A 21,855-nucleotide genomic window follows, 5' to 3' on the forward strand; every position below is an offset into this window, starting at 1 on the left:
ATGTACGTAGACATGGCTCGCAGGAGCCAGCTGCAAAGCGACAAGCCCAACGCAAGCTAGTGCCGATAGTAGTTCTGCGGATAGACGCCAGCCGCCAGGCCGCCTGTTTGCGAGATATCCATGCTCATCAATAATGCTTTCGCCTCAGACCGCGTTTCGCCCCTCGCCAGCGTGCTGGAACGGGCGCGAACCCAACAGCTGTCGCTCGCCGAGTTGTTTCAGATCGCGGAAAGCCTGAACGCTGCCGGGCAAAGGCCGCAGGCAGCCGAGCTCTACAAGACCTGGATCGCGTTCAACGATGCCAATGCCCTCCTGCATCTCGCTTATTTCAACTATTCGGTCACCCTGCGGCAGATGGGCGATGTTGCCGGCTCGATCCATGCGTTGCGCGCCTGCTTGAAGATCGAGCCGCGCTTCGGGCAGGCACATGTCAATCTTGGCCGTGCGCTGGAGGATTGCGGCCTGACCGGCCAGGCAGTCCAGCAGTGGCGCAGCTTTATCGAGGCGACGGCCGAGATCACCCCCGGACAGGTCAGCCACCGTCTGATGATGCTCCAGCACATCGGCCGCGTTCTAGAAAGCTCGGGCCAGATGGAAGAGGCGGAAACCGCCCTGTGGCAGGCGATCGAGTTGCGGCCCGACAAGACCGAGGCGGGCCAGCACTGGACGTCGCTACGGCAGCGGCAGTGCAAGTGGCCGGTCCTGGTCGCATCGGACCACGTCTCGACCCGCCAGTTGCTGGATGCGATGTCGCCCCTGACGCTCGGTTGCTATGCCGACGACCCGCTGTTCCAGCTCGCCAAGGCCTACCGTTACAACAAATCGCTGGTCGGGAGGCCGGATCTCAGTGGCTTCCAGCGCAAGCCGCTGCGGCAGAAATCGGGAACCGGGCAGCGCTTGCGCGTCGGCTATCTGTCCTCGGATCTGCGCGAGCACGCGGTCGGCTTTGCGCTCAGCGAAGTTCTGGAACTGCATGACAAGAGCAGCGTCGAAATATTTGCTTACTATTGCGGCGATCCCCGGTCCAACGACGCAACGCAAGAGCGGATCAAGAGCGCGGTCGATTGCTGGCGCGATATCGCCGCGGTCGACGACCTCGAGGCGGCAGCGCAAATCGTTGCCGACGAAATCGACATCCTCGTCGACGTCAACGGCTACACCAAGCATGCACGGACGAAGATCTTCGCCTATCGGCCGGCACCGGTCATCGTCAATTTCTGCGGCTATCCGGGTTCCATGGGCAGCCCGTTCCATCAGTACATGATCGCCGACGGGCACATCGTCCCGCCGGAGAACGAGATCTACTATTCCGAAAAGGTGCTGAGGATTGCCTGCAACCAGCCGATCGACCGCAAGCGGCTGATTGCCGCGCCGCCAAGCCGGACGCAGGCCGGTCTGCCGGAGGATGCCTTCGTCTATGCGTGCTTCAACGGCATGCAGAAAATCAACGCCAGCTGTTTTGCCCGCTGGATGGCAATCCTTTCGGAGACGCCCGGCAGCGTGCTGTGGCTGCTGGGAGGGGACGCGGACGTCAACCAGCGGCTACGCCAGGCGGCCGCGCAAAGCGGCGTGGCGGCCGAGCGGCTCATCTTTGCACCCAAGGCGGACAATCCGAACCATCTTGCGCGCATCGGCCTGGCCGACCTCTTCCTCGACACTTTTCCCTATGGCGCGCATTCCACCGCGGCGGACGCGGTCACCATGGGATTGCCGATCGTGACGATGACCGGGAAAAGCTTCGCCGCGCGTTTCTGCGGCAGCATCATTTCGGCCGCCGGCGTCCCGGAACTGATCTGCAGCACGCCGGACGACTACGTACGCCGGGCCATCGCCTTCGAGCGTGACCGCAAGAGCCTCGCGTCGGTGAGGGAATCGCTGCAGCGCCAGCGCGAGACCTGCGCGCTGCGCGATATTCCCGCGCTCGCACGCCGCCTCGAGCAACTGTTCTGGCAGATGCAGGGTGAAGCTGAACGTGGGGAAACGCCGGTGCCGGACCTGCACAATCTCGACGTCTATTACGAAATCGGCACCGAAATTGTGTCGGCGAACGTCGACTTCGAGGACGATCGCGCCTACCGGCGCCGCTATCTCGAAAAACTGGCCAAATGGAACGAGTATGCGCCGCTTGCACGCGATGGCCGCTTGTGGACGGATCCGACGGCTTAAGGACTGGTTTGGAATGCGCGCGAACGGAAAAATTGCCGTTGTGGGGGCTGGCCTGTCGGGCGCCGTCATCGGGCGTGACCTGGCAAAGGCGGGCCACCAGGTCGAGATCTTTGACACCCGCGATCATATCGCTGGCAACTGCCATACGGAGCGCGACCAGGAGACCGGGGTGATGGTCCACGTCTACGGGCCGCATATTTTCCACACGGACGACACCGAGGTCTGGAACTATGTGAACAGCTTTCAGACTTTCATGCCGTACAAGAACCGGGTCAAGACGACGAGCAATGGCCAAGTCTATTCCCTGCCCGTCAACCTCCATACGATCAACCAGTTTTTCGGCAAGAATTTCAGGCCGGACGAGGCGCGCGCCTTTATCGAAGAGCAGGCCGACAAATCCATCAGCGAGCCAAAAACGTTTGAGGAGCAAGCTCTGCGTTTTGTTGGAGAAGACCTGTATGAGGCCTTTTTCAAAGGCTATACGCAAAAGCAGTGGGGTTGCTCGCCAACGGAATTGCCGGCTTCCATCCTGAAGCGGCTTCCCGTGCGCTTCAACTATGACGACAACTATTTCTTCCACAAATATCAGGGCATGCCTGAAAACGGCTATACCCGGATGGTCGAACGTATCCTCGATCATCCCAACATCACGGTAAAACTCGGCACGCATTTTGACCGTGCCGAAGGAAAAGACTTCAAGCATGTCTTTTATTCCGGCCCGCTCGACGGCTATTTCAACTACGAGTTCGGCCGGCTAGGCTATCGCACGCTCGATTTCGAGCGCTTTACCTATGAGGGCGATTATCAGGGCTGCGCAGTCATGAATTATGGCGATGTCTCAGTGCCCCACACGCGGATCACCGAACACAAGCATTTCTCTCCCTGGGAGGAGCACGCCGGTTCAGTCTGCTATCGGGAAACCGCCCGCGTCTGTGGCCCTGAAGACATCGCCTACTATCCGATACGCCTGGTCAAGGAGAAGGAGCAGCTTGCCGACTATGTCGCGCGCGCCGAGCAGGAAGCCTCCGTCACCTTCGTCGGGCGGCTGGGTACTTACCGTTATCTCGATATGGATGTGACCATTCGCGAGGCTCTCGACACGGCACGGCTCTATCTTTCCCGTTTGGCGGAGAGCGCGCCAATGCCCGCGTTTCTGCATTCGCCGGTTTGACGGGCAAGAGTGTTTTGATCCTGTCTTCAGCGGATGCCAGCGGCTCCTCATCGATAGCCGGTCGCGTCCGCGGGCTTGCCCAGATCCATCACCTCGTCCATGTAGCGCCAGCAGTCCGGGCGCGAGCCGTCGAGGTCGGTGAAGCCGTAGACTTGGGCGAGGCCGCCGCTTGAGACCGACTGGCCGCTCCAGCGCGCCCTGTCCGGATCTGCGGCGAGGGCAGCGACGGCACGGCCGAGGAAGCGGGGTGTTTCCGAGATGACGAAATGCGGCTGTATCCGCGTCGCGTCGCGCCAGTTGTCCTCGCTGACCTGATAATGCCCCAGCATCATCTCCGAGCGCATCCAGCCGGGAGTGATGGAAATGGCGGTTGCGTGGTATGCGGCAAGATCCTTGGCATGGGCGAACGCCATGCGATTGGCTGCCACCTTGGCAAGATCGTAGAAGGGCGACAGCCTGTAGTGGCTGGCATTGTATGCGGCAGTGCCGTCGGTCACCTCGACCAGCAGCCCACCCGGCTGCTCGATCATCAGCGGCAGCGCGTGGTGGGCGGTGATGAGATGCGTATCGATGCCCAGACGCAGCATTTTCAAGCCGTTTTCGAGATTGTGGTCCCAGACCGGCTTGTTCCATTCGAAGAGGTTCTCGCCGCCCCAGATGTCGTTGACGAGAATGTCGAGCCGCGCCTGTTCATGGCCGATGCGCTCGACAAGCCGCTTTACCGCGGCTGCGTCGAGGTGATCGACCTGGACCGGGATGCCTTTACCGCCTGCCGCCGTCACCAGTTCGGCGGTTTCCTCGATCGTCTCCGGCCGGCGATACTCGGATTGTTCTGTCCGCGTCGTCCGGCCGGTGACGTAGACAGTGGCGCCCGCCGCCCCGAGTTCCACGGCAATGCCGCGCCCGCCGCCCCGCGTCGCGCCGGCGACCAGCGCCACCTTTCCCTTGAGCTGCATGGTTTCCCTCCTCTGACATGTCTCCCGCGGATCTTAGGACTGCGCAACAATGTCGAGCGTCCGCTGGTCGGCTTCACCGTCGAAATAGCGGTCGATCGCGGTCGTGAACGGCTCTGGATCGCTTGCCGCTTCGCGAAACAGCGTCATCGACGAGCGCAGCTTCATATCGTCCGGCGAGCCGAAGATCTGGTGCGCAGTGCGGTCGCGCACGGCGTTAACGGTGCGGGTGCACTGGATGAGACGGCTGCCGAGCAGCGGATGCGCCAGATAGGCGCGGGCTTCATCCAGGGACGAAATGGCGAACCGCTGGGCGGTCGGTGAATGGCCGAGGCCGGCGATCTGCGGAAAGATGAACCACATCCAGTGGCTTTCCTTGCGGCCGTGTTCCAGTTCGCGAAGGACCGTTTCATAGACTGGTTCCTGCGCCTCGACGAAGCGGGACAGACGATAGGGATCGTTCATTGGCTGCACCTCGACCATCCGGGAGGGCCGCGCCGAACTCCCGGCGCGGCTCAGATCGTCACCACTTCTGGTGAACGTGAACCTTGATCAAACGCTCATAAACGTCGGCGAGTTCCGCCATCGTTTCCTCGGGAAGTTCGGGAACGTCGCTGGCAGCGGCATTCGCCTTGGCCTGCGCCGCGTTGCGGGCACCGGGGATGACGACCGAGACGGCAGGGCTCTGGAGAATCCAGGCGAGCGCGAACTGCGCCATGGAAACACCCTGCGGCACCAGCGGCCGCACCTGCTCGACGGCCTCGAGCGCGACCTCGAGCGGCACGCCGGCGAAGGTCTCGCCGACATCGAAGAACTCGCCGTGGCGGTTGAACTTGCGATGGTCGTCATCGGCAAATTTGGTATTGGCGGTGATCTTGCCGGAAAGGAGCCCGGAGGCCAGCGGCACACGGACGATGATGCCGACATTCTTCTTCTGCGCCTGTTCGAAGAACAGGTCGTGCGGGCGCTGGCGGAAGATGTTGTAGATGATCTGGGTCGTCGCGACGCCGGGATATTCGATCGCCTTCAACCCCTCTTCGACGGTGGAGACGGAGACGCCATAATTGCGGATCTTGCCCTTGGCGACCAGACCATCGAGTGCGCCGAACAGTTCCGGCCGGTAGAAGACCTCCGTCGGCGGGCAATGCAGCTGGACGAGGTCGAGCGTCTCGACGCCGAGATTGGCAAGGCTGCGGTCGATGAAGGCTTCGATATTGGCGCCGGTATAACCATCGGCGACGTGGGGGTTCAGCCGGCGACCGGCCTTGGTGGCGACGAAGGGCTTGTTCCCGCCGCGTTCCTTGAGCACCGAGGCGATGATCTTTTCCGAGCGGCCGTCGCCGTAAACGTCGGCCGTGTCGATGAAGGTGACGCCGGCATCGAGCGCGGCATTCAGCGCCCGCTTGCCGTCTTCCTCCGAAACATCGCCCCAGGCGCCGCCGATTTGCCACGCGCCGAAGCCGATTTCGGAAATAGTGGCGCCGGTGCGCCCAAGAGTTCTGCTTTTCATGTGTGATTCCTCGCCGGGCGGCGGCGCGCCCCTCAATCCGGCCAAACCAAACCGGGGTTTCTTGCTTTACCTTTTGTTTTTATTCCGAATGTGACGGAGGAGCCAGTACTCAAACTTTCGGGGAATGCGCGATTTCGAGAAAAATCGTTCTTGTTTTCAAAGTGTTATAGAGTTTTGCGCCGAGCCGAAAATCAATCTTCCAAATTAAGAGCCGCCCGGCCGCGGCTGAGATCGAGGATTGCCGCCGCGACGGCTTCGCAGGCGTGCTTGGGGATTTGCAGGCCAAGGTTGGCGCCGGTGCCCGTAAAGGTCTCGCCCGTGATCGTTACGCCCATGCCGGCAAGTCTTGCCTTGATCAATGACAGATCGGAAAATGCGCAGCCGACCGTACCGCTGACGGTCGCGATGACCTCCGTCTTCTCCGCCGCGCGCAGGCACAGGGCCGCCGTGCCGCCATAGGCGCGGATGAGGCCGCCGCTGCCGAGCAGGGTGCCGCCGAACCAGCGTACGACAAGGGCCGCGACATGATCGAGCGACTGGCCGTCGATCGCCTGCAGGATCGGCTTTCCGGCGGTACCGCTCGGCTCGCCGCCATCGTTGAAGCGATAGGTCTGGCCGATGCGGAACGCCCAGCAATTGTGGGTCGCCGTCGGGTCGGAATGGCGCGCGATGAAATCCCTGGCTTCGTCCGCGTTCCCGACGGGGCCGCAGATGGCCAGGAAGCGGCTCTTCTTGATTTCCTGCGTGTGGGTTGCTGTGTCTTTCAGGGTGTACATTGTTGCGTTATTGCAGGGAAGCATGGAGCAAGGAACCCCCTCTGTCACTTCGCGACATCTCACCCTCAAGGGGGGAGATCGGGAGTGCGCGGTTCCCGTCCGGCGCTCCAAAACGGATTGGCGTTTTTGCGAACGCCTGACTTGGGACCGACTTGGGGAGACAATCTCCCCCCTTGAGGGGGAGATGTCACGAAGTGACAGAGGGGGTAACTCTCCTTGAGCATCCGATGCTCTGAAACACTTCGCCCCGTCCTACCCGATCGACATCAGGCTCGCATTGCCGCCGGCGGCTGCCGTGTTGATGCTGGTCGAGACTTCTTCCAAGAGCCAGTTCAGGCAATAGGCGTCCGGATTGCGGGCGAGCTCTTCCCTTGATGCGGCCTGGACGAGGACCAGCGGGCCGGGCAGGGCGGCGATCTGCTTGTTGACCGTCCGGATACGCTCGGCATTGCCTTCGATCAGTGCCCCGGCGAAAGGCACGTCCGCCTTCCAGTCCGCGGTGAAGGAAATCCGGGCCGAGACCGTGGCTGGAAGAGCGTTGAGTGCGCCCTTGAGGCCTGATGCGCTATCAATGACGGCATGGTTGCCGGTGGCAAGCGTGGCGGCAAGCTGGCGGTAGAGGCCGTCTTCGGTCTCCGGCACGAGCAGGATACGGCCGCGTGCATGCAGCGCATAGAGGTTGCGCTCGCCGACAGGCCCCGTCAGTTCGGTCGTAAGCCCCAGCGCCGACTGGCTGCCGGTTTCGCGGGTTGCCTGCGCTTGTGCTTTCAGCCCCTTGCCATCCAGCCACTTGGCGAAATCGAGCAGCACCGGATCCGTATGCACCGAGCTGTGCTGCGGCGGCACCGGCGGGACCGTGACGAGGCGGCCGAGATAGAGCGGGCCGCCGGCCTTCGGTCCGGTGCCGGAGAGGCCGCGCCCGCCGAAGGGCTGCACGCCGACGACGGCGCCGATGATGTTGCGGTTGACATAGAGATTGCCGGCCTTCACACGCGAGGTGACGTGGGCGATCGTCTCGTCGAGGCGGGTGTGCAGGCCGAAGGTGAGGCCGTAGCCGGTGGCGTTGATATCGTCGATCAGCCGGTCGAGATCATCCCGCTCGTAGCGCAGCACGTGCAGGACGGGACCGAAGACCTCGCGCTTCAGGTCGGAAAGCTGCTTCAGCTCGATGATCGTCGGCGGCACGAAGGTACCCTCGGCAGTGGCCGGGGAAAGCCCGATCTGCTCGACCTTGGCGCCCAGTCCGCGCATCGCCTCGATGTGCTTCTCGATGATGCCTTTGGCTTCCGCCGTGATCACCGGCCCGACATCGACGGCGAGCCGGTCCGTGCGGCCGATATCGAGTTCGTGCAGCGCGCCCTTCAGCATGGTCAGCACGCGGTCGGCAACATCGTCCTGCAGGCAGAGCACGCGCAGCGCCGAGCAGCGCTGGCCGGCGCTGTCGAAAGCCGAGGCGATGACGTCGCCGACGACCTGTTCGGCAAGCGCGGAACTGTCGACGATCATGGCGTTCTGGCCGCCGGTTTCGGCAATCAGCGGGATCGGCCGGCCGGATGGTGACAGGCGATCGGCAAGCCCCGCCTGAATGAGCCGGGCAACTTCCGTCGAGCCGGTGAACATCACGCCGGCAATATTTTCGGCACCAACGAGGGCGGCACCGACGCGGCCGTCGCCGGGAAGCAACTGCAGGGCTTCCAACGGGATGCCGGCCTCGTGCAGGATGCGCACGCCTTCAGCCGCGATCAGCGGCGTTTCCTCGGCGGGCTTTGCCAGGACGGGATTGCCAGCGACGAGGGCGGCGGCGATCTGGCCGGTGAAGATCGCCAGCGGGAAGTTCCACGGGCTGATGCAGACGATCGGTCCGAGCGCCTGATGCGCCGGTCCGAGCGTGCGGCTTGCCTGTTCGGCGTAATAGCGCAGGAAATCGATCGCCTCGCGCACTTCGGCAATCGCGTTCGGCAGCGACTTGCCGGCTTCACGGACGATCAGCCCGAGCAGCGTCGGCATGCGCGCCTGCATCAGGTCGGCGGCGCGCACGAGGCGCTGGGCCCGCTCGACCGGCGAAACGGCGCTCCATTTGGCGCCTTCGGCAAGGGCGACGGCGACGGCGCGACGGGCATCGTCCTCGGCGGTTTCGATGACCGAGCCGACGGCGTCGCGGTGGTCGCCGGGATTGAGCACGGACCGGCTCTCGCCGCGCAGAGTCTGCGATCCGAGCTGCGGCGCGGCTTCCCACGCGATCGCGGCACTTTCCTTCAGCGCCTCGGAAAGCATCGCCAGCGACGCCTCGTTGGAGAGGTCGAGACCGGCGGAATTGCGACGCCCGCCATAAAGGTCGGACGGCAGCTTGATCTGGTCATGTGGCGCACCCATCAACGGCATGGCGCTGACAATATCGACCGGATCGGCGATCAGCTCGTCGATCGACACGGCCGGATCGGCGATGCGGTTGACGAAGGAGGAATTGGCGCCATTTTCGAGCAGGCGGCGAACAAGATAGGCAAGCAGCGTCTCATGCGTGCCGACCGGCGCATAGATGCGGGCCGGACGATCGAGATTGGCCTTGCCGACTACCTCGTCATAAAGCGGCTCGCCCATGCCGTGCAGGCACTGGAACTCATAATCGCCGACCTTGAAATTGGGCCCGGCCATTTCGTAGATCGTCGCCAGCGATTGCGCATTGTGGGTGGCGAATTGCGGGAAGATGACGTCCTTGGCACTCAGCAGCTTGCGGGCGCAGGCGATATAGGAAACGTCGGTAAAGACCTTGCGGGTATAGACCGGGAAGCCTTCGAGCCCGTCGAGCTGCGCCCGCTTGATCTCGGCGTCCCAATAGGCGCCCTTGACGAGGCGCACCATGATGCGGTGGCCCGAGCGGCGGGCCAGATCGATGACGAAATCAAGCACGAAGGGGCAGCGCTTCCCATAGGCCTGGACGACGAAGCCGACCCCGTTCCAGCCGGAAAGGTCCGGATCGAGGCGCAGCGCTTCGAGCAGGTCGAGCGAAAGCTCGAGCCGATCGGCCTCCTCGGCGTCGATGTTGAGGCCGATATCGTAGCGCTTGGCGATCAGCGCCAGGGCCTTCACCCTCGGCAGCAGCTCGGTCATGACGCGGGCGGCTTGCGCGCGCGAATAGCGCGGATGCAGGGCGGACAGCTTGATCGAGATGCCGGGGCCTTCATAGATGCCGCGGCCGTTCGAGGCCTTGCCGATCGCGTGGATGGCATTTTCGTAATCGGCATAGTAGCGCTTGGCGTCGGCGGCGGTGGTCGCGGCCTCGCCGAGCATGTCGTAGGAATAGCGGAAGCCGCGGGCTTCGAGCGGCCGCGAGCGCTTCAGCGCCTCCTCGATGGTTTCGCCGGTGACGAACTGCTCGCCCATCATCCGCATCGCCATGTCGACGCCGCGGCGGATCACCGGCTCGCCGGCCCTCGCAATCAAGCGGGTGAGGGCGGCGGACAGGCTGCGGTCGTTGACGGTGGCCGTCAGCTTGCCGGTGACGACGAGGCCCCAGGTAGCCGCGTTGACGAAGAGGGAGCGGCCGCCGCCGATGTGCGAGCGCCAGTCGCCGTCGGCGATCTTGTCGCGGATCAGCGCGTCGCGGGTGGCGGTGTCGGGAATGCGAAGCAGCGCCTCGGCCAGGCACATCAGCGCCACCCCTTCCTGGCTCGACAACGAATACTCATGCACCAGCCCCTCGACGCCGGAACCCTTGTGCTTGGCGCGCAGTGCCGTGATCAGCTTGGCCGCGGTGGCCCTGGCGCGGGCGCGGATATCGTCAGAGAGCGTCGCGGCATCGACCAGCGGCGGCAGGCACTCGGTTTCCGGCCGGCGGTAGGCGGCGGTGATTGCCTGGCGCAGCGTCGTCTGCGTGGCGATCGGCGGCGCGAAGTTTTCGAAGGGCAGGGGGGCGGCCTTGGTCTGCGGAGTTTTCTGCGGCTGGCTCATCGATCTCGTCCCTCTGAACTGGCGCGGCGCGCCTTCCAATCCTGCGTGCAAAATAAGGCAGAGGTTTCCGGATATCCATCCGGTTAAATGTCGTCAGAAACGAATGTTTCCCTAATTTAGGCTATATCTACCGTGTACTGTACGGCATAACCAAAAACATGCCGGACGATCCGAAGTCAGAGCATGACTTTCTGCGACAGCTTGTGGCGGGCCATCAGACATTCGTCGTCGCCAGGCATGCAGGTGCGGCAGACGATCGGTCGCACGGCGTAGATCCGGCAGCCGACATGGATGCCGAGCTTTCCCTCAAGTGCCGAACAGCGATTGTCCTCGCAGCGCATGCCGCCGAGATCTGCGGAGACATATTCGGCGGGAATCCGTTCCAGTTCCTCGTCCGTTTCCAGCGAAAATCGCGGCCACTCCTCGGAATAGCTGCAACAGGCGCCGCAACTCTGGCAATCGAAATCTTCGGTGGGAACGATGAGGGTCATGGCGCGTAGGGTAGCTGAAATTCCGTGCGAGCGGAATAGGATAGGGAGACATAGCCGGCTGCCGAACCAGTCGCGGCTTGTTCGATCCGCGAGGGTTTGGTCGTTTGAAGCGTTGGCGTGATTGACAACGCCGGCTGTCCGATGTCATAAATGACAACATGATTTCGGCAGCGCTGATTGAACGCTCGAAGCTTGTTTTTCCCGATGGTTCGATCATGGAGATCGTCATCTGGAAGGTTCCGGAGCCGGTTCCCGGCAGCGCGCACCTGTTCAAGTACAGGCTCTTTTATGGCCGGAACGGAAATCGAATTGTCGGTTTCGACAATGAACGCGGCAAGGGGGATCATTGCCACCTCGACGGCATGGAATACCCTTACGCGTTTACCAGCACTGACGCACTTCTTTCCGATTTTCGGAAGGAAATTGTCAAAAGGAGGCAGCAGCAATGAGAGAGGCTTTAATCCAGATCCGTTCGGATACGGAGGCAGCATTCGATGAGGCGTTCGAGCGAGCATCTACCGCAATGCGGACGGGGCAGCCGTCCGAGCCGGTCGCGGTTTTTACCTTTTCCTCGCCTGCCCAATTATTCACGATCATCACTCCGAAAAGATGGGAGCTGATCGAGCACCTTCAGAAAATCGGGCCGTCCAGCATACGTGGACTGGCGAGGTCCATCGAACGGGATGTGAAGCGCGTTCATGACGACATTACAGCGCTTGCAGATTGGGGCATCGTCGGACATAGCGAAGACGGCAAGGTGTGCGTTCCCTACGACGTGATCCACGCGAACTTCGATCTCAGAGCAGCAGCTTGATCCGACGGACGTCCGCGATCGGTCTCGGATCGACTGCTGAGAGCATTTGACGCGCGGCGCTAAGCCACTGCTGCATCCCGTACCGCGATCTCGTAATCCTCGGTATGTACCAGCACCCCGGTGTCGGTCATGACGGCGATGCCGTAGGCGGCGGGTTCGTCGACGGAGAGGGAGGCGTCCGGCGCGTCGAAGGGCATCGGCTGCTGGTGCACCGGGCTCTTGAAGACGGAAAAGGGTATGCCCCTGCTGGATCCGGAAATCGTCCGGTGCACATGGCCGGCGAAGAGATGCAGCACATTGCCGCGACGCTTCACCAGGTCGTAGAAGTCCACCTCGTTGATCAGGCGGATCAGGTCCATGCCGGTAAAGCCGGTCGCGTGCGGCGGATGGTGCATGAAGAGCAGTACCGGCAGGTCGCCGGCCGTTTCCAACTGGCGGTCGAGCCAGGCGAGGCGCCTGGTACAGAGGAAGCCGGCGTGACTGCGCGGGTAGTCGTAGGGCGGCGCAAACAGCGTATCAAGGATGACGACGCGGCAATCGGGGAAATCGATCGCCTGCTGCACGAAGCCGTCCTCGTCGCGGGCACAGGTGGAAAAGACGTCGAGAAAGATGTCGCGCCGGTCGTGATTGCCGATGGTGATGGCGAGCGGCGGAATCAGTTGGTCGAGCAGGGCTTTCAGCCGCTCATAGGACGGCCGGTCGGCCTGGTGCGCCAGGTCGCCCATGACGATCACCCGGTCCGCGTCGGGATGGTAGCGGTTGACGTGCGCAATGCCGGCCGACAGCCGCTGGAACGGATCAAGCCCGATGATCGATGTGCCCTTGGGCACCATGTGCAGGTCGGTGAAGACGATCAGCTTCGTCATCGCGGCGCGTCCATTGCAAAGAAAACACTAATGAATGCCGTCAGGCTGGCCGCGGGAAGCCTGGGCGTCAAGCAACATAATTGGGATCATTCGATCACGGCGCGACTTCAAGCAGCGCTTCGCCATAGCCGACACCGGTCCCGTCTGCGACGAGCGCGCGTTGGAGGCGGCAGTCTTTCGTGGCAAGAACGGCGCGCAGGGTCAGGCCCGTCTTGATGTAGGCGACGACCTCGCCTTTTGCGGCCTTTCGCGGCAGCGCCGGCACTGGGCCGGCATTTGCAGGATGAGCATAGAGAACGATGCCGACGCCGGGTGAGCGGATCGTCTCCGGATCCGCCATCGCAGCCGGGTCAGGCGATGCCGGCGCGGCGTCTTGCGCATCGGCGCCAACCGTCAAATGAAGCTGGGTGGTTCCATGTTCGTAATCGAACGTGGCAACGCCGTGCCGCTCCATCAAGGCGATCACGCTCTGAATGTCGTTGCTGTTCATCGGCTCACGCCGTCTTTTCGATCGTCATCAGCGGCATGCCCGCTGTGACTGCGCCGCCGTCTGCGACATGGATTGCAGTGATCCGGCCAGAGCAGTCGGCTTCGACCGGGTTCATCATCTTCATGGCTTCGATGATGGCAAGCTTGCGGCCGTCTTCGACAAGGGCGCCGACCTCCACGAAGGCCGGTTCGCCCGGCAGCGGCGAGCGATAGAAGGTGCCGGGCAAACCGGCGACGATGACATGTTCCTTCGACCCTGCCGCGGCGGCGGACGCGGTCGCCTCCGTACGGGCTCCGGCCGACGAAGCGACGGCGCTGGAGCGGTTGGGCGGAGGGGCTGCAACGGTCTTCGACAGGCGGATGCGCGTACCGTTTTCCGTCAATTCCAGCTCGTTGACGCTGGAATTTTCCAGAAGGCGCATCAGCCGTTCGATCAGGTCGAGGTCCATGAATGTCTCGTTTTTGGCAGGGATCAGGAAAGGAAGTTCTTCACCGCGATGCCCTCGGCCTCGAGGCCGAGGCGGACGGTCGCTGCAATCATGACCGCGGCCGGCGTGTCGCTGTGAACGCAGATCGAGTCGATCGGGGTTCTGATGCTCTTGCCGCTGATCGTCTCGATGGCACTCATGCGGACCATGCGAACGGCGCGGGCGGCGGCCTCGGCAGGGTCGTGGATCACCGAGCCGGCGATCTTGCGGTCGACGAGATAACCTTCCTCCGTATAGGCCCGGTCGGCAAAGATTTCGGATGCAGTCTTCAGTCCCATCTCGTTCGCCTGTCGCTGCTGGTGGCCGAGCGCGATGACGAGGCAGACGAGCGAGGGGTCGACGGCCTTGATGGCGCGGTTGACGGCCATTGCCACCTCGGCGTTCTGCTGGGTCAGGTTGCCGAGCGCGCCATGCGCCTTCACATGGGTGATGGGATGGCCTGCATAGGCCGACATCGCCTGCGCCGCGCCGATCTGGTAGGCGACGAGGCGCTCGATCTCGCCGGCGGAGAAGGGGATGTTGCGGCGGCCGAAACCCCAGAGGTCGGGAAAGCCGGGATGGGCGCCGACAGCGACGCCGCGCTCCTTCGCCAGGGCGAATGTCCTTGCCATGATCTCCGGATCGCCGCCATGAAAGCCGCAGGCGATGTTCGCCGAAGTGACGACCTTCAGGATTGCATCGTCGTCGCCCATCCGGTAGGCGCCGAATCCTTCGGCCATGTCGGAGTTCAGATCCACGCTCAAGCGTTTGGTGTTCAAGGCTTTTCCGCTTCCTGATGAGTTGAGGAAAACCGATCTTAGCCTATGTCGAGGGTAAGGGAAATGACAGGATGCGCCTTCGTGTGGTCGCAAAGGATGATTGACGTGTCGTCAGGGCTGCAGTCAGATCGACGCCAAAGAATGCGATAGCGGCTAGGCAAGACCCGCAAGCTGATATATCAGAGAAAGCGACAAGGTTCCTCGGCGGATTTTTCAGGTGACAGACGTTGTTTCTCCCAGATTGAGCTCGCAAGGCGCAGGCGCTATTTTGCTCGACGCTGCCGGTCCGGTTTTTTCGGATGATATCCAATCGAGAATCTGGGCGGTGGCGGCATGGATGCTGAAGGTCGACGGCGTGGCCGAGACCGTGCCCGGCATGAACAATCTGATGATCGTCTTCGACCCGCTGGCGATCCCGCCCGGCGAGGTAGAACAGCAGCTTCTGCACATCTGGAAGACGGTGGTGCCGGACGCGGTCTCGGGCCGCGATGTCGATATCCCGGTGGTCTATGGCGGGCCGGACGGCGAGGATCTGGCGGCGCTTGCGGACAATGCCGGGCTGACCGTCGAAGAGGTGGTGCGCCGGCATTCGGAAGCGGTCTACTCGGTGGCGGCCGTCGGCGCGATGCCGGGTTTCGTCTATCTCTCCGGGCTTGATCCGCAGCTCGCCATGCCCCGCCGGGCCGTGCCGCGGATGAAGGTGAAGGTCGGCTCGGTGATCATCGGCGGCGCGCAGGCCGGCATCATGCCCTGCACGGCCCCCTCCGGCTGGCACATCATCGGCAAGACAAAGGTGCCGCTGTTCGATCCGCTGCGCGATCCACCGTGCGCCTGCAAGCCGGGCGACCGCATCCGCTTCCGTGTGATCGAGGTTCAGCCATGATCGAGATCCTGTCGACCGGCGCGGTCAATTCCGTGCAGGATCTCGGGCGCACCGGCTACCTCGATGCCGGCGTCGGGCGCTCCGGCATGATGGACGCCCCGGCGCTCGAAATTGCCAACCTGCTCGTCGGAAACGACGAGGGCGCGGCCGGCATCGAGGTGGCGCTGTTTCCCTTCCGGTTGCGGTTCGAGACCGATACGGTCTTTGCCGTGGCGGGGGCCGATTGCCCGGCAAAGCTCGATGATCGGCAGGTTCCCGACTGGTGGGTTATGAACGCCAAGGCGGGCGAGGTGCTGACGCTCGGCCTGCCGCGCGCCGGCGCCCGCGCCGTCATCGCCTTTCAGGGCGGTATCGACGTGCCGCTGGTGCTTGGCTCGCGTTCCACCGATCTCAAGAGCGTTTTCGGCGGATTTGAGGGCCGCGGGTTGCACCGAGGCGACAGGCTGGCGCTTGGCGGGACGTCTCGTAGAATGTCGCGGATGGAGGGTGGTTACGGCGCTGATGTATCGGTGCTGCGCGCGCCTGCAGCGGCAGAGGACGAAGCCATCGTCTTGCGCGTCCTGCCGAGCGCCGAATATGCTGTCTTCACCGGTGAAGCACGCTCGAAATTTCATGAAACCGATTGGCTGATCACCAATGACGCCAACCGCATGGGTTATCGCCTGAGCGGCCCGGAACTGACGCTGACCCGCAAATTGGAACTCCTTTCGCATGGTATCATGCCCGGCACGGTGCAGGTGCCGCCGAACGGCCAGCCGATCATCCAGCTTGCCGAGGCGAATACCTGCGGGGGCTATCCGAAGATCGCCAATGTCATCGAGGCGGATTTGTGGAAGCTCGCGCAGTCGCCGGTCGGCGCACGGCTGCGCTTCGAGCTCACCGATCGTGACACGGCGGTGGCAGCACTGAGGCAACAACGCACCTTCATGGCCGCGCTTGCCGCAGACGCGGCGCTGATGCGCGGCTGGAACTGATTTTCGACACTGGAGCAGAATGATGAGATGGAAGCGTACGATCCAGCTGCTGGATGTTCATTGCGAAGGCGAGATCGGTAAGGTGGCGATCGGCGGCGTGCCGAAAATCCCGGGCAACTCGATCGCCGAACAGCTGAACCACATCAATACCGTCGATGACAGCCTGCGGCGGTTTCTCTGCCTCGAGCCGCGCTCGGGATCGATCGGCTCCGTCAATCTCCTGGTGCCGGCAAAGCGGCCGGAGGCGGATGCGGGGTTCATTATCCTGCAGGCGGATCAGGCGCATGCCATGTCCGGCTCGAACTCGATCTGCGTGACGACGGCGCTGTTGGAATCCGGCATTGTCGAGATGAAGGAACCGGAGACGGTGGTGATGCTCGATACCGCCGCCGGCCTGGTCAAAGCGACGGCCACCTGCCGCGACGGCCGTTGCGAGCGCGTCAAGCTCACCATGGTTCCCTCCTTCGTGCATGAGTTGGATGTCGAGGTCGATACGCCCGACTGGGGCCGGATAAAAATGGACCTCTGCTTCGGCGGCGTCTTCTATGCGCTGGTCGATGTCGCTCAGATCGGCACGACGATCGAAAAGGCAAACGCCCGCCGGATCGTCGAGGCCGGCATGATGCTGAAGGACCTCGTCAACCGCACGATTCCGGTCGTCCACCCGGAAATTCCGGAGATCAAGGGCGTCGCCTATGTGATGTTCCGCGACACCGAAGCCGATGGCACGGTGCGCACCTGCACGACGATGTGGCCGGGGCGGGTCGACCGCTCGCCCTGTGGCACCGGCAGCTCCGCCAATCTCGCGACGCTTCACGCGCGGGGGCTGGCGAAGGTCGGCGACGTCTTCACGTCGCGTTCGATCATCGGTTCGGAATTCGAGGTGGGCCTGGAAAGCGTTACTGAAGTGGCGGGCCGTCCGGCGATCATCCCGACGATTTCCGGTCGCGGCTGGACCTTCGGGCTGCATCAGGTGGCGCTTGATCCGTTCGATCCGCTGGCCGAAGGATTTGCCCTGACCGATACCTGGGGGCCGCAGGCCGGCGAAATCCGCTGACGAATGTGTTAGCTTATGCTTACGGTTTGATGGCGAGGAACAGGCGCTGCGCCGGCCGGTCCTTGCCCGGCCAGCGGACCGCGCGCGGCTGAACGGCATGGGGAGGCCGCAAGCCGTTTCTCGGATGCGGCTGCCTCACTTGACGCGGCCCGATTTTGCCAGAACGAGGTTTGCCTGTTCGCTCGGCTCGACGCTGGCTGTCGTTGCCGGATCGATGCCCGGCTTGGTGATCTTCGTCATGGCGAATGCGTCGCCCTTTTCCGCAGCCTTCGTGAACATCGCGGCGGCGGCAACCGGGTCGGCCTGCATGCCTTCGCCGCTTTCCAGCATCAGGCCGAGATTGACCATCGCATCGACATTGCCGCGATCGGCCGCCAGCCTGTAGAACCGCGCGGCCTTTTGATCGTCTTCGCGAACCTGCGTCCCCTCGTCCAGAATGACCGCGAGGTTGAAGGCGCCGAGATTGTCCCTGGCGACCGAGGCCCGCTCGAACCACTGGGCGGCAAGCGACCCATTGGCGGACGTGCCGACGCCATCGCGATAGGCGACGCCGAGATTGTACGCGGCCATGATGTTCCCGGTGGCGGCGGCTTTTTCAAAGAGTGCGAAAGCGGTGTCGTGATCCCCCTTTTCGCCAAGCATGACGGCATAGTTCACCATCGCGGCCGCATGCCCGCCTTCGGACGCTTTTGCGAGCATCTGGAAGGCTTGCGCGTGCTGGCCTGCGGCATGGAGCACGCGGGCGAGTTGAAAGGTCTGGCGTGGGCCGCTGCCCTGGTTGAAGGCTTCGCGGCAGGCCGAGAGAGCAATACCGATGCGGAGATCCTCGGTCGCCACGGGGCGAAAGGACAGGTTGCGCTGCAGATCGTGTTCGCTGCCGGCCTCGGCATCACACTGGTCCGCTGGCAGCATCGGTGAGGCGGCGCGGGCGGAGGGAATGGCGATCGCTGCGATCGAAAGCAGGCTGACGGCGGTGAGCAGGATCGCGTTGATCACGGAAATGCGCTTGCTGGTTTCGTTTTTCATGGCGTTCTCCCTGGCGTTTGTGTCACCCTAAGGAGCAAGCCGGCGCATGGCTGTTCCTTGGGAAACAGCGTTTCAGGCCGCCGGGGAGGAAGAATGAAAACGATCCGGCCAAAGGCGTGTCCGGCAGGCACTCTTTTTCCAGCCTGTCGCGCGGATGCTGCGTCGAAAACCGGCCTGTTTGAACAAGGAGCAAGGGCAATGACGCGAGAGAACATGCCGATGCGGCACGTCCGGATCGGACGGCGGACATTCGTCGCCGGCTGCGCTTTGGCCATGGGCGGATTGTTCGCCATTCCGGCGCGTGCAAACGCCGTCATCGGCAAGGCAACCGATGTGCGCGGCAAGGTCAACCTGAAGCGCGCGGAGAAGGAAGAGGGACTGGCGACCGGCGCGCAGATCATGGACAACGACTTTGTCCGGACCGCTGCCGAAAGCTTCGCCGACCTGCAACTCGCCGATACCCGGATATTGCTCGGCAGCGAGACGGAGCTGCTTGTCGACAGCTTCATCGCCGGCCAGGGCGGCACGATGGAGCTCGGCATGGGGCAGATGGTCTTCGACCGGCCGGAAGGCCTTGCCAAGATCGACCTCGCCTTGCGAACCACCTTCGGCATGATCGGCGTGCGGGGCACGAAATTCTTCGCCGGCCCGAACCGCGGTGTTTTCGCCGTGTTTGTCGAACACGGCCAGGTGTCTGTCGATGGCGGCGGTGTCCAGCGGCTGGTGGGTGCCGGTGAGGGTATCGAGATCGCCAGGCCCGGCGATGCGCCGACGCAGCCCGTCGTCTGGAAGGAAGCCAGAATCGTCGAGGCTTATGCGAGCGTCGGCCTGACGCGTTGACGCCTTGCCTCAGGCCTCGCTGGTGAACAACTCCATTTCGCCGAAGCCGCGGATTTCGTGCATGCCGAGCGAGCGCAGCTTGCGGCCGCTCTGGACGGCCGCTTCCGGGCCGATGCAGATGGCGGTCCCGAGGAACTTGTTGGCTTCCTGGAGCCGGGCGGCGAGATTGATGGCGTCGCCATGGGCGGTATAATCCAGCTTGCCGCCGGCCCCGACCTCGCCGAGCACGGCGATCCCCGTTTCGATACCGATCCGCGTGCGGCCGAACTGATGGTCGACGAAGCCCGGCCGGCGGCGCATTTCCTCCGTCAGCGCCCGGATCGCCTCGGCGCAGTCGATCGCCTTGTTGACGTGATCCTTGAGGTCCTCCGGCGCGTTGAAGAATGCATGCACGGCGTCCCCCACCACCTTGTCGACCATGCCGCCATAGCGGGCGACGAGGCCGTTCACCTCGGCATAATAGGTGTCGAGCAGGGTAACGAGGTCGCGCGGCGAAAGCTTCTGCGACAGGGTGGAAAAGCCCTCGATGTCGGTGAAAAGCGCCGTCACCGGTCGCTCCTCGCCGGCGACGCGGTCGTCATCCGGGTTGTCGATGTAGCGGGCCACGACGGATTGCGGCAGGTATTGCGAGAACTTGCTGCGGGCCGCCGATTCTGCCCGCCTGACCCGGGCAAATTGCAGCACGCTGGTGACGGCGAGCACGAAGACGAGGGCAAGGCTGATGCCGACGGCATCGACCAGCAGGGCCGAGGCGGCATAGATCGCCGCGGCCGCCGCGATTGTCGCGGAAATCGCCAGAAGCCCCAGGAGCGCCGACGTCACCGGCCGTAGGCGGGTCGCAATCAGGGCGACCAGCAGCCCGCCGACCAAACCCAGCGCCGCCTCATAGAGCGGAAGTTGCGCATCGCGACGGGGGATGAAGCCGGTCAGCACGGCATTGGCGACGTCGGCATGGATTTGCACGGAAGGTTCGAGTGGCATCGAGGCCGTGGAACGCAGGCCGCCGAGATTGGGAAGGCTGCTGCCGATGAACACCGTCTTGCCCTTGAACCGTGAGTCGGCGACGGCACCGCTCAGCACGTCGCCCGCCGATACCGTCCGCGCAGCGATCGTGGCCGTCGAGCTTGCGGCAAACCGCATGCTGCCATCCTCGTCCAGTTCGATCAGCCGGGCTTCGAGCTTCAGCCAGGCGGGTTGCCCGCCGAGGATCGGCGTGCGACCGCCTTCGGCCAGGCGTGCAGCCTCGAGCCCGAGCGTCGGATAGGCATCGTTGCCGAGGATCGAAAAGGCCTGCACGCGGCGGATGCGGGCATCCTCGTCGCCGACGAGAAAGGCGGCTGCCGCCGACCGCGACGCTTTTTGCAGAAACGGGCACGAGGCTTCGGCGCCATCGATGAACCACAGGTCGGGGATCGCAACCGGACGGCGGACCGCAACGGGTGGAACAGGTGCCGGATGCTCGGGGCCGCCATCGGCAATCAGAAAGCCGAGAATGGAAGGCACGGCCGAAATCGCCTGCGTCAGCGCGGCGTTGGATTTTTCCGCGGGATCGCAGGCCGTGCTGAATATGAAATCGACCGCGACGGCCTTGGCACCGGCCGCCGACAACCGGGAGAGTAACTCGGCCGTTTCGCCGCGACCCCAACTCTTCGCCGTGGTCTGCTGCAGCGATTTCCGGTCCACGTCGATGACCACGATCTGATCGGATTGAGGCGCCTGCACCCATTGCGTCAGCGAATCGAAGAAAAGCTCGCGCTGCGTTTCAAGCACCGGTCCGGCGGAGAAGAGCAGGAACAGCGCACCCAGAACGCTCGCAGCCGCTCCGGCAAACAGCGGCCTGACCCGGGGCAGGCGGAAGCTTTTCAAGGTGTTATTCCTCTTCGGGTTCCGCGATCCTCTGCAGCCGCCCGATATGGCAGGTAATGACGCCATCGGCCCGTTTGATGGCCGAGCATTCCTCGAGGGCCAGGATGGCGCGGTTCACCTTCGGGCGGCTGGCGCCAAGAATGCCGGCAATATCGGACTGGCTGAGCGTCAGGCGAAGATTTGCGCTTTCCGGCAGTTCGTTGCCGTGGATCTGTTTCAGCGTCGCCAGGAAGAAACGCGCCACGCGGGAGTGCAGATCATAAAGCGCGATCGTTTCCAACCGGTCCGTCGTGTCGCGCAATTGCGCGCAGAGATAGCGGATGATCGATTCGGCGGCGTTCGGCGTGTGGGTGATGAAGTCGAGAAAGGCCTTCTTGCCGATGACATAGCCTTCGGTAACGGTGATCGCGGTGGCGTCGGCCGAGCGAGGCTGATCGTCGAGAATGGCCATCTCGCCGAACAGTGCGCCAGCCTCGATGTGGCGAAGAAGCAATTCCCGCCCCTGTGGGGTGATGAGCGAGAGCTTGATGCGGCCGGAGATCACCGCAATCATGTAATTGCCTTCGTCGCCGCGCTGGAAGATCACCGTTCCGGCAGTCCACTTGCGGTAGGTCGCAAGGGCCGCGACGGCAGCCACCGTTTCCTTGTCGAATTCCTCGAAGATCGGAAAGGAGCGCCAGAAGGCGGGACTCTTGTTGATTTCACTCATCTTGCTTCCCCGTCCCCCCGAAAAGTCTGCCCCTGTGAAATTCTTCTCGCAGTCTTCCCGGCGTTGCAAC

21 protein-coding genes are annotated in these 21,855 nt (G+C 63.3%); 8 read left to right on the forward strand and 13 right to left on the reverse strand.

The features are described 5' to 3' along the window. Positions 1-120 precede the first annotated feature (120 nt). Positions 121-2,166 (forward strand): O-linked N-acetylglucosamine transferase, SPINDLY family protein, encoded by a 2,046-nt coding sequence (locus A3AY_RS0101840; RefSeq protein WP_018323970.1) that lies wholly within the window; start codon positions 121-123, stop codon positions 2,164-2,166. A gap of 13 nt (positions 2,167-2,179) precedes the next feature. Continuing rightward, the gene (glf, locus tag A3AY_RS0101845) at positions 2,180-3,337 is read left to right on the forward strand and encodes a UDP-galactopyranose mutase (protein ID WP_018323971.1); all 1,158 of its coding nucleotides are present in this window, start codon (positions 2,180-2,182) and stop codon (positions 3,335-3,337) included. 47 nt (positions 3,338-3,384) lie between these two features. Here the strand turns inward: glf and A3AY_RS0101850 are convergent, their stop codons facing one another. The 6 genes from A3AY_RS0101850 to A3AY_RS0101875 form a co-directional block, all read right to left on the reverse strand. Continuing rightward, entirely contained in the window at positions 3,385-4,293 is a 909-nt protein-coding gene (locus A3AY_RS0101850; protein ID WP_018323972.1) for an SDR family oxidoreductase, read from the reverse strand. 33 nt (positions 4,294-4,326) lie between these two features. Then, the gene (locus A3AY_RS0101855) at positions 4,327-4,755 is read right to left on the reverse strand and encodes a DUF1810 domain-containing protein (protein WP_040668054.1); all 429 of its coding nucleotides are present in this window, start codon (positions 4,753-4,755) and stop codon (positions 4,327-4,329) included. 58 nt (positions 4,756-4,813) lie between these two features. After that, positions 4,814-5,800: an aldo/keto reductase gene (locus A3AY_RS0101860; RefSeq protein WP_018323974.1), complete on the reverse strand. Its 987-nt coding sequence runs from the start codon at positions 5,798-5,800 to the stop codon at positions 4,814-4,816. Positions 5,801-5,991: 191 nt separating this feature from the next. Then, on the reverse strand, positions 5,992-6,576 hold the full coding sequence (locus A3AY_RS0101865) for an IMPACT family protein (RefSeq protein WP_018323975.1): 585 nt from the start codon (positions 6,574-6,576) through the stop codon (positions 5,992-5,994). 252 nt (positions 6,577-6,828) lie between these two features. After that, positions 6,829-10,524 (reverse strand): trifunctional transcriptional regulator/proline dehydrogenase/L-glutamate gamma-semialdehyde dehydrogenase, encoded by a 3,696-nt coding sequence (gene putA / locus A3AY_RS0101870; RefSeq protein ID WP_018323976.1) that lies wholly within the window; start codon positions 10,522-10,524, stop codon positions 6,829-6,831. Between the two features lie 176 nt (positions 10,525-10,700). Then, positions 10,701-11,015, reverse strand: coding sequence for a YkgJ family cysteine cluster protein (locus tag A3AY_RS0101875; protein WP_018323977.1), 315 nt, complete (start codon positions 11,013-11,015; stop codon positions 10,701-10,703). 158 nt (positions 11,016-11,173) lie between these two features. Between A3AY_RS0101875 and A3AY_RS0101880 the strand changes: the two genes are divergently transcribed. Both A3AY_RS0101880 and A3AY_RS0101885 read left to right on the forward strand, forming a co-directional pair. Next, complete coding sequence (locus tag A3AY_RS0101880; RefSeq protein WP_018323978.1) at positions 11,174-11,464, forward strand: toxin-antitoxin system TumE family protein; 291 nt, start codon at positions 11,174-11,176, stop codon at positions 11,462-11,464. Further along, positions 11,461-11,829, forward strand: coding sequence for an HVO_A0114 family putative DNA-binding protein (locus A3AY_RS0101885; protein WP_018323979.1), 369 nt, complete (start codon positions 11,461-11,463; stop codon positions 11,827-11,829). Before A3AY_RS0101880 ends, A3AY_RS0101885 begins: the two co-directional genes overlap by 4 nt. 59 nt (positions 11,830-11,888) lie before the next feature. Here the strand turns inward: A3AY_RS0101885 and spdA are convergent, their stop codons facing one another. The 4 genes from spdA to A3AY_RS0101905 form a co-directional block, all read right to left on the reverse strand. Continuing rightward, positions 11,889-12,695, reverse strand: coding sequence for a 2', 3'cyclic nucleotide phosphodiesterase SpdA (gene spdA, locus A3AY_RS0101890; RefSeq protein WP_018323980.1), 807 nt, complete (start codon positions 12,693-12,695; stop codon positions 11,889-11,891). A 94-nt stretch (positions 12,696-12,789) separates the two neighbouring features. Further along, positions 12,790-13,185, reverse strand: coding sequence for a hypothetical protein (locus A3AY_RS0101895; RefSeq protein ID WP_018323981.1), 396 nt, complete (start codon positions 13,183-13,185; stop codon positions 12,790-12,792). Between the two features lie 4 nt (positions 13,186-13,189). Further along, a complete protein-coding gene (locus A3AY_RS0101900; RefSeq protein WP_018323982.1) occupies positions 13,190-13,633 on the reverse strand; it encodes an acetyl-CoA carboxylase biotin carboxyl carrier protein in 444 nt (147 codons plus the stop codon). Between the two features lie 23 nt (positions 13,634-13,656). Further along, the gene (locus A3AY_RS0101905) at positions 13,657-14,430 is read right to left on the reverse strand and encodes a LamB/YcsF family protein (RefSeq protein ID WP_018323983.1); all 774 of its coding nucleotides are present in this window, start codon (positions 14,428-14,430) and stop codon (positions 13,657-13,659) included. Between the two features lie 217 nt (positions 14,431-14,647). On the opposite strand from A3AY_RS0101905, the gene pxpB reads away from it, so the two are divergent. Genes pxpB through A3AY_RS0101920 form a run of 3 tightly spaced genes read left to right on the forward strand, consistent with a single transcriptional unit; the run spans position 14,648 to position 17,344 of the window. Continuing rightward, positions 14,648-15,313 (forward strand): 5-oxoprolinase subunit PxpB, encoded by a 666-nt coding sequence (gene pxpB, locus A3AY_RS0101910; protein ID WP_040667987.1) that lies wholly within the window; start codon positions 14,648-14,650, stop codon positions 15,311-15,313. Then, a complete protein-coding gene (locus A3AY_RS0101915) occupies positions 15,310-16,287 on the forward strand; it encodes a 5-oxoprolinase subunit C family protein (RefSeq protein ID WP_018323985.1) in 978 nt (325 codons plus the stop codon). The genes pxpB and A3AY_RS0101915 overlap by 4 nt, the downstream gene beginning before the upstream one ends. A 22-nt stretch (positions 16,288-16,309) precedes the next feature. Next, entirely contained in the window at positions 16,310-17,344 is a 1,035-nt protein-coding gene (locus A3AY_RS0101920) for a proline racemase family protein (RefSeq protein WP_018323986.1), read from the forward strand. 135 nt (positions 17,345-17,479) lie between these two features. Here A3AY_RS0101920 and A3AY_RS37320 read toward each other — a convergent pair whose 3' ends face one another. Beyond that, positions 17,480-18,370, reverse strand: a complete 891-nt coding sequence (locus tag A3AY_RS37320; protein ID WP_018323988.1) for a tetratricopeptide repeat protein — start codon at positions 18,368-18,370, stop codon at positions 17,480-17,482. A gap of 219 nt (positions 18,371-18,589) precedes the next feature. Here A3AY_RS37320 and A3AY_RS0101935 point away from each other — a divergent pair, with 219 nt between their 5' ends. Further along, positions 18,590-19,210, forward strand: a complete 621-nt coding sequence (locus tag A3AY_RS0101935) for a FecR family protein (RefSeq protein ID WP_026203016.1) — start codon at positions 18,590-18,592, stop codon at positions 19,208-19,210. A 9-nt stretch (positions 19,211-19,219) separates the two neighbouring features. On the opposite strand, the gene A3AY_RS0101940 is transcribed toward A3AY_RS0101935, so the two are convergent. Next, positions 19,220-21,076 carry a CHASE2 domain-containing protein gene (locus A3AY_RS0101940; protein ID WP_018323990.1) on the reverse strand — a complete coding sequence of 619 codons (1,857 nt, stop codon included), beginning with the start codon at positions 21,074-21,076 and terminating at the stop codon, positions 19,220-19,222. 4 nt (positions 21,077-21,080) lie between these two features. Next, on the reverse strand, positions 21,081-21,785 hold the full coding sequence (locus A3AY_RS0101945; RefSeq protein ID WP_018323991.1) for a Crp/Fnr family transcriptional regulator: 705 nt from the start codon (positions 21,783-21,785) through the stop codon (positions 21,081-21,083). Positions 21,786-21,855: the final 70 nt, after the last annotated feature.

Origin of the sequence: Rhizobium giardinii bv. giardinii H152 (genome assembly GCF_000379605.1) — a bacterium.
GTDB classification, from domain to species: Bacteria; Pseudomonadota; Alphaproteobacteria; order Rhizobiales; family Rhizobiaceae; genus Pararhizobium; species Pararhizobium giardinii.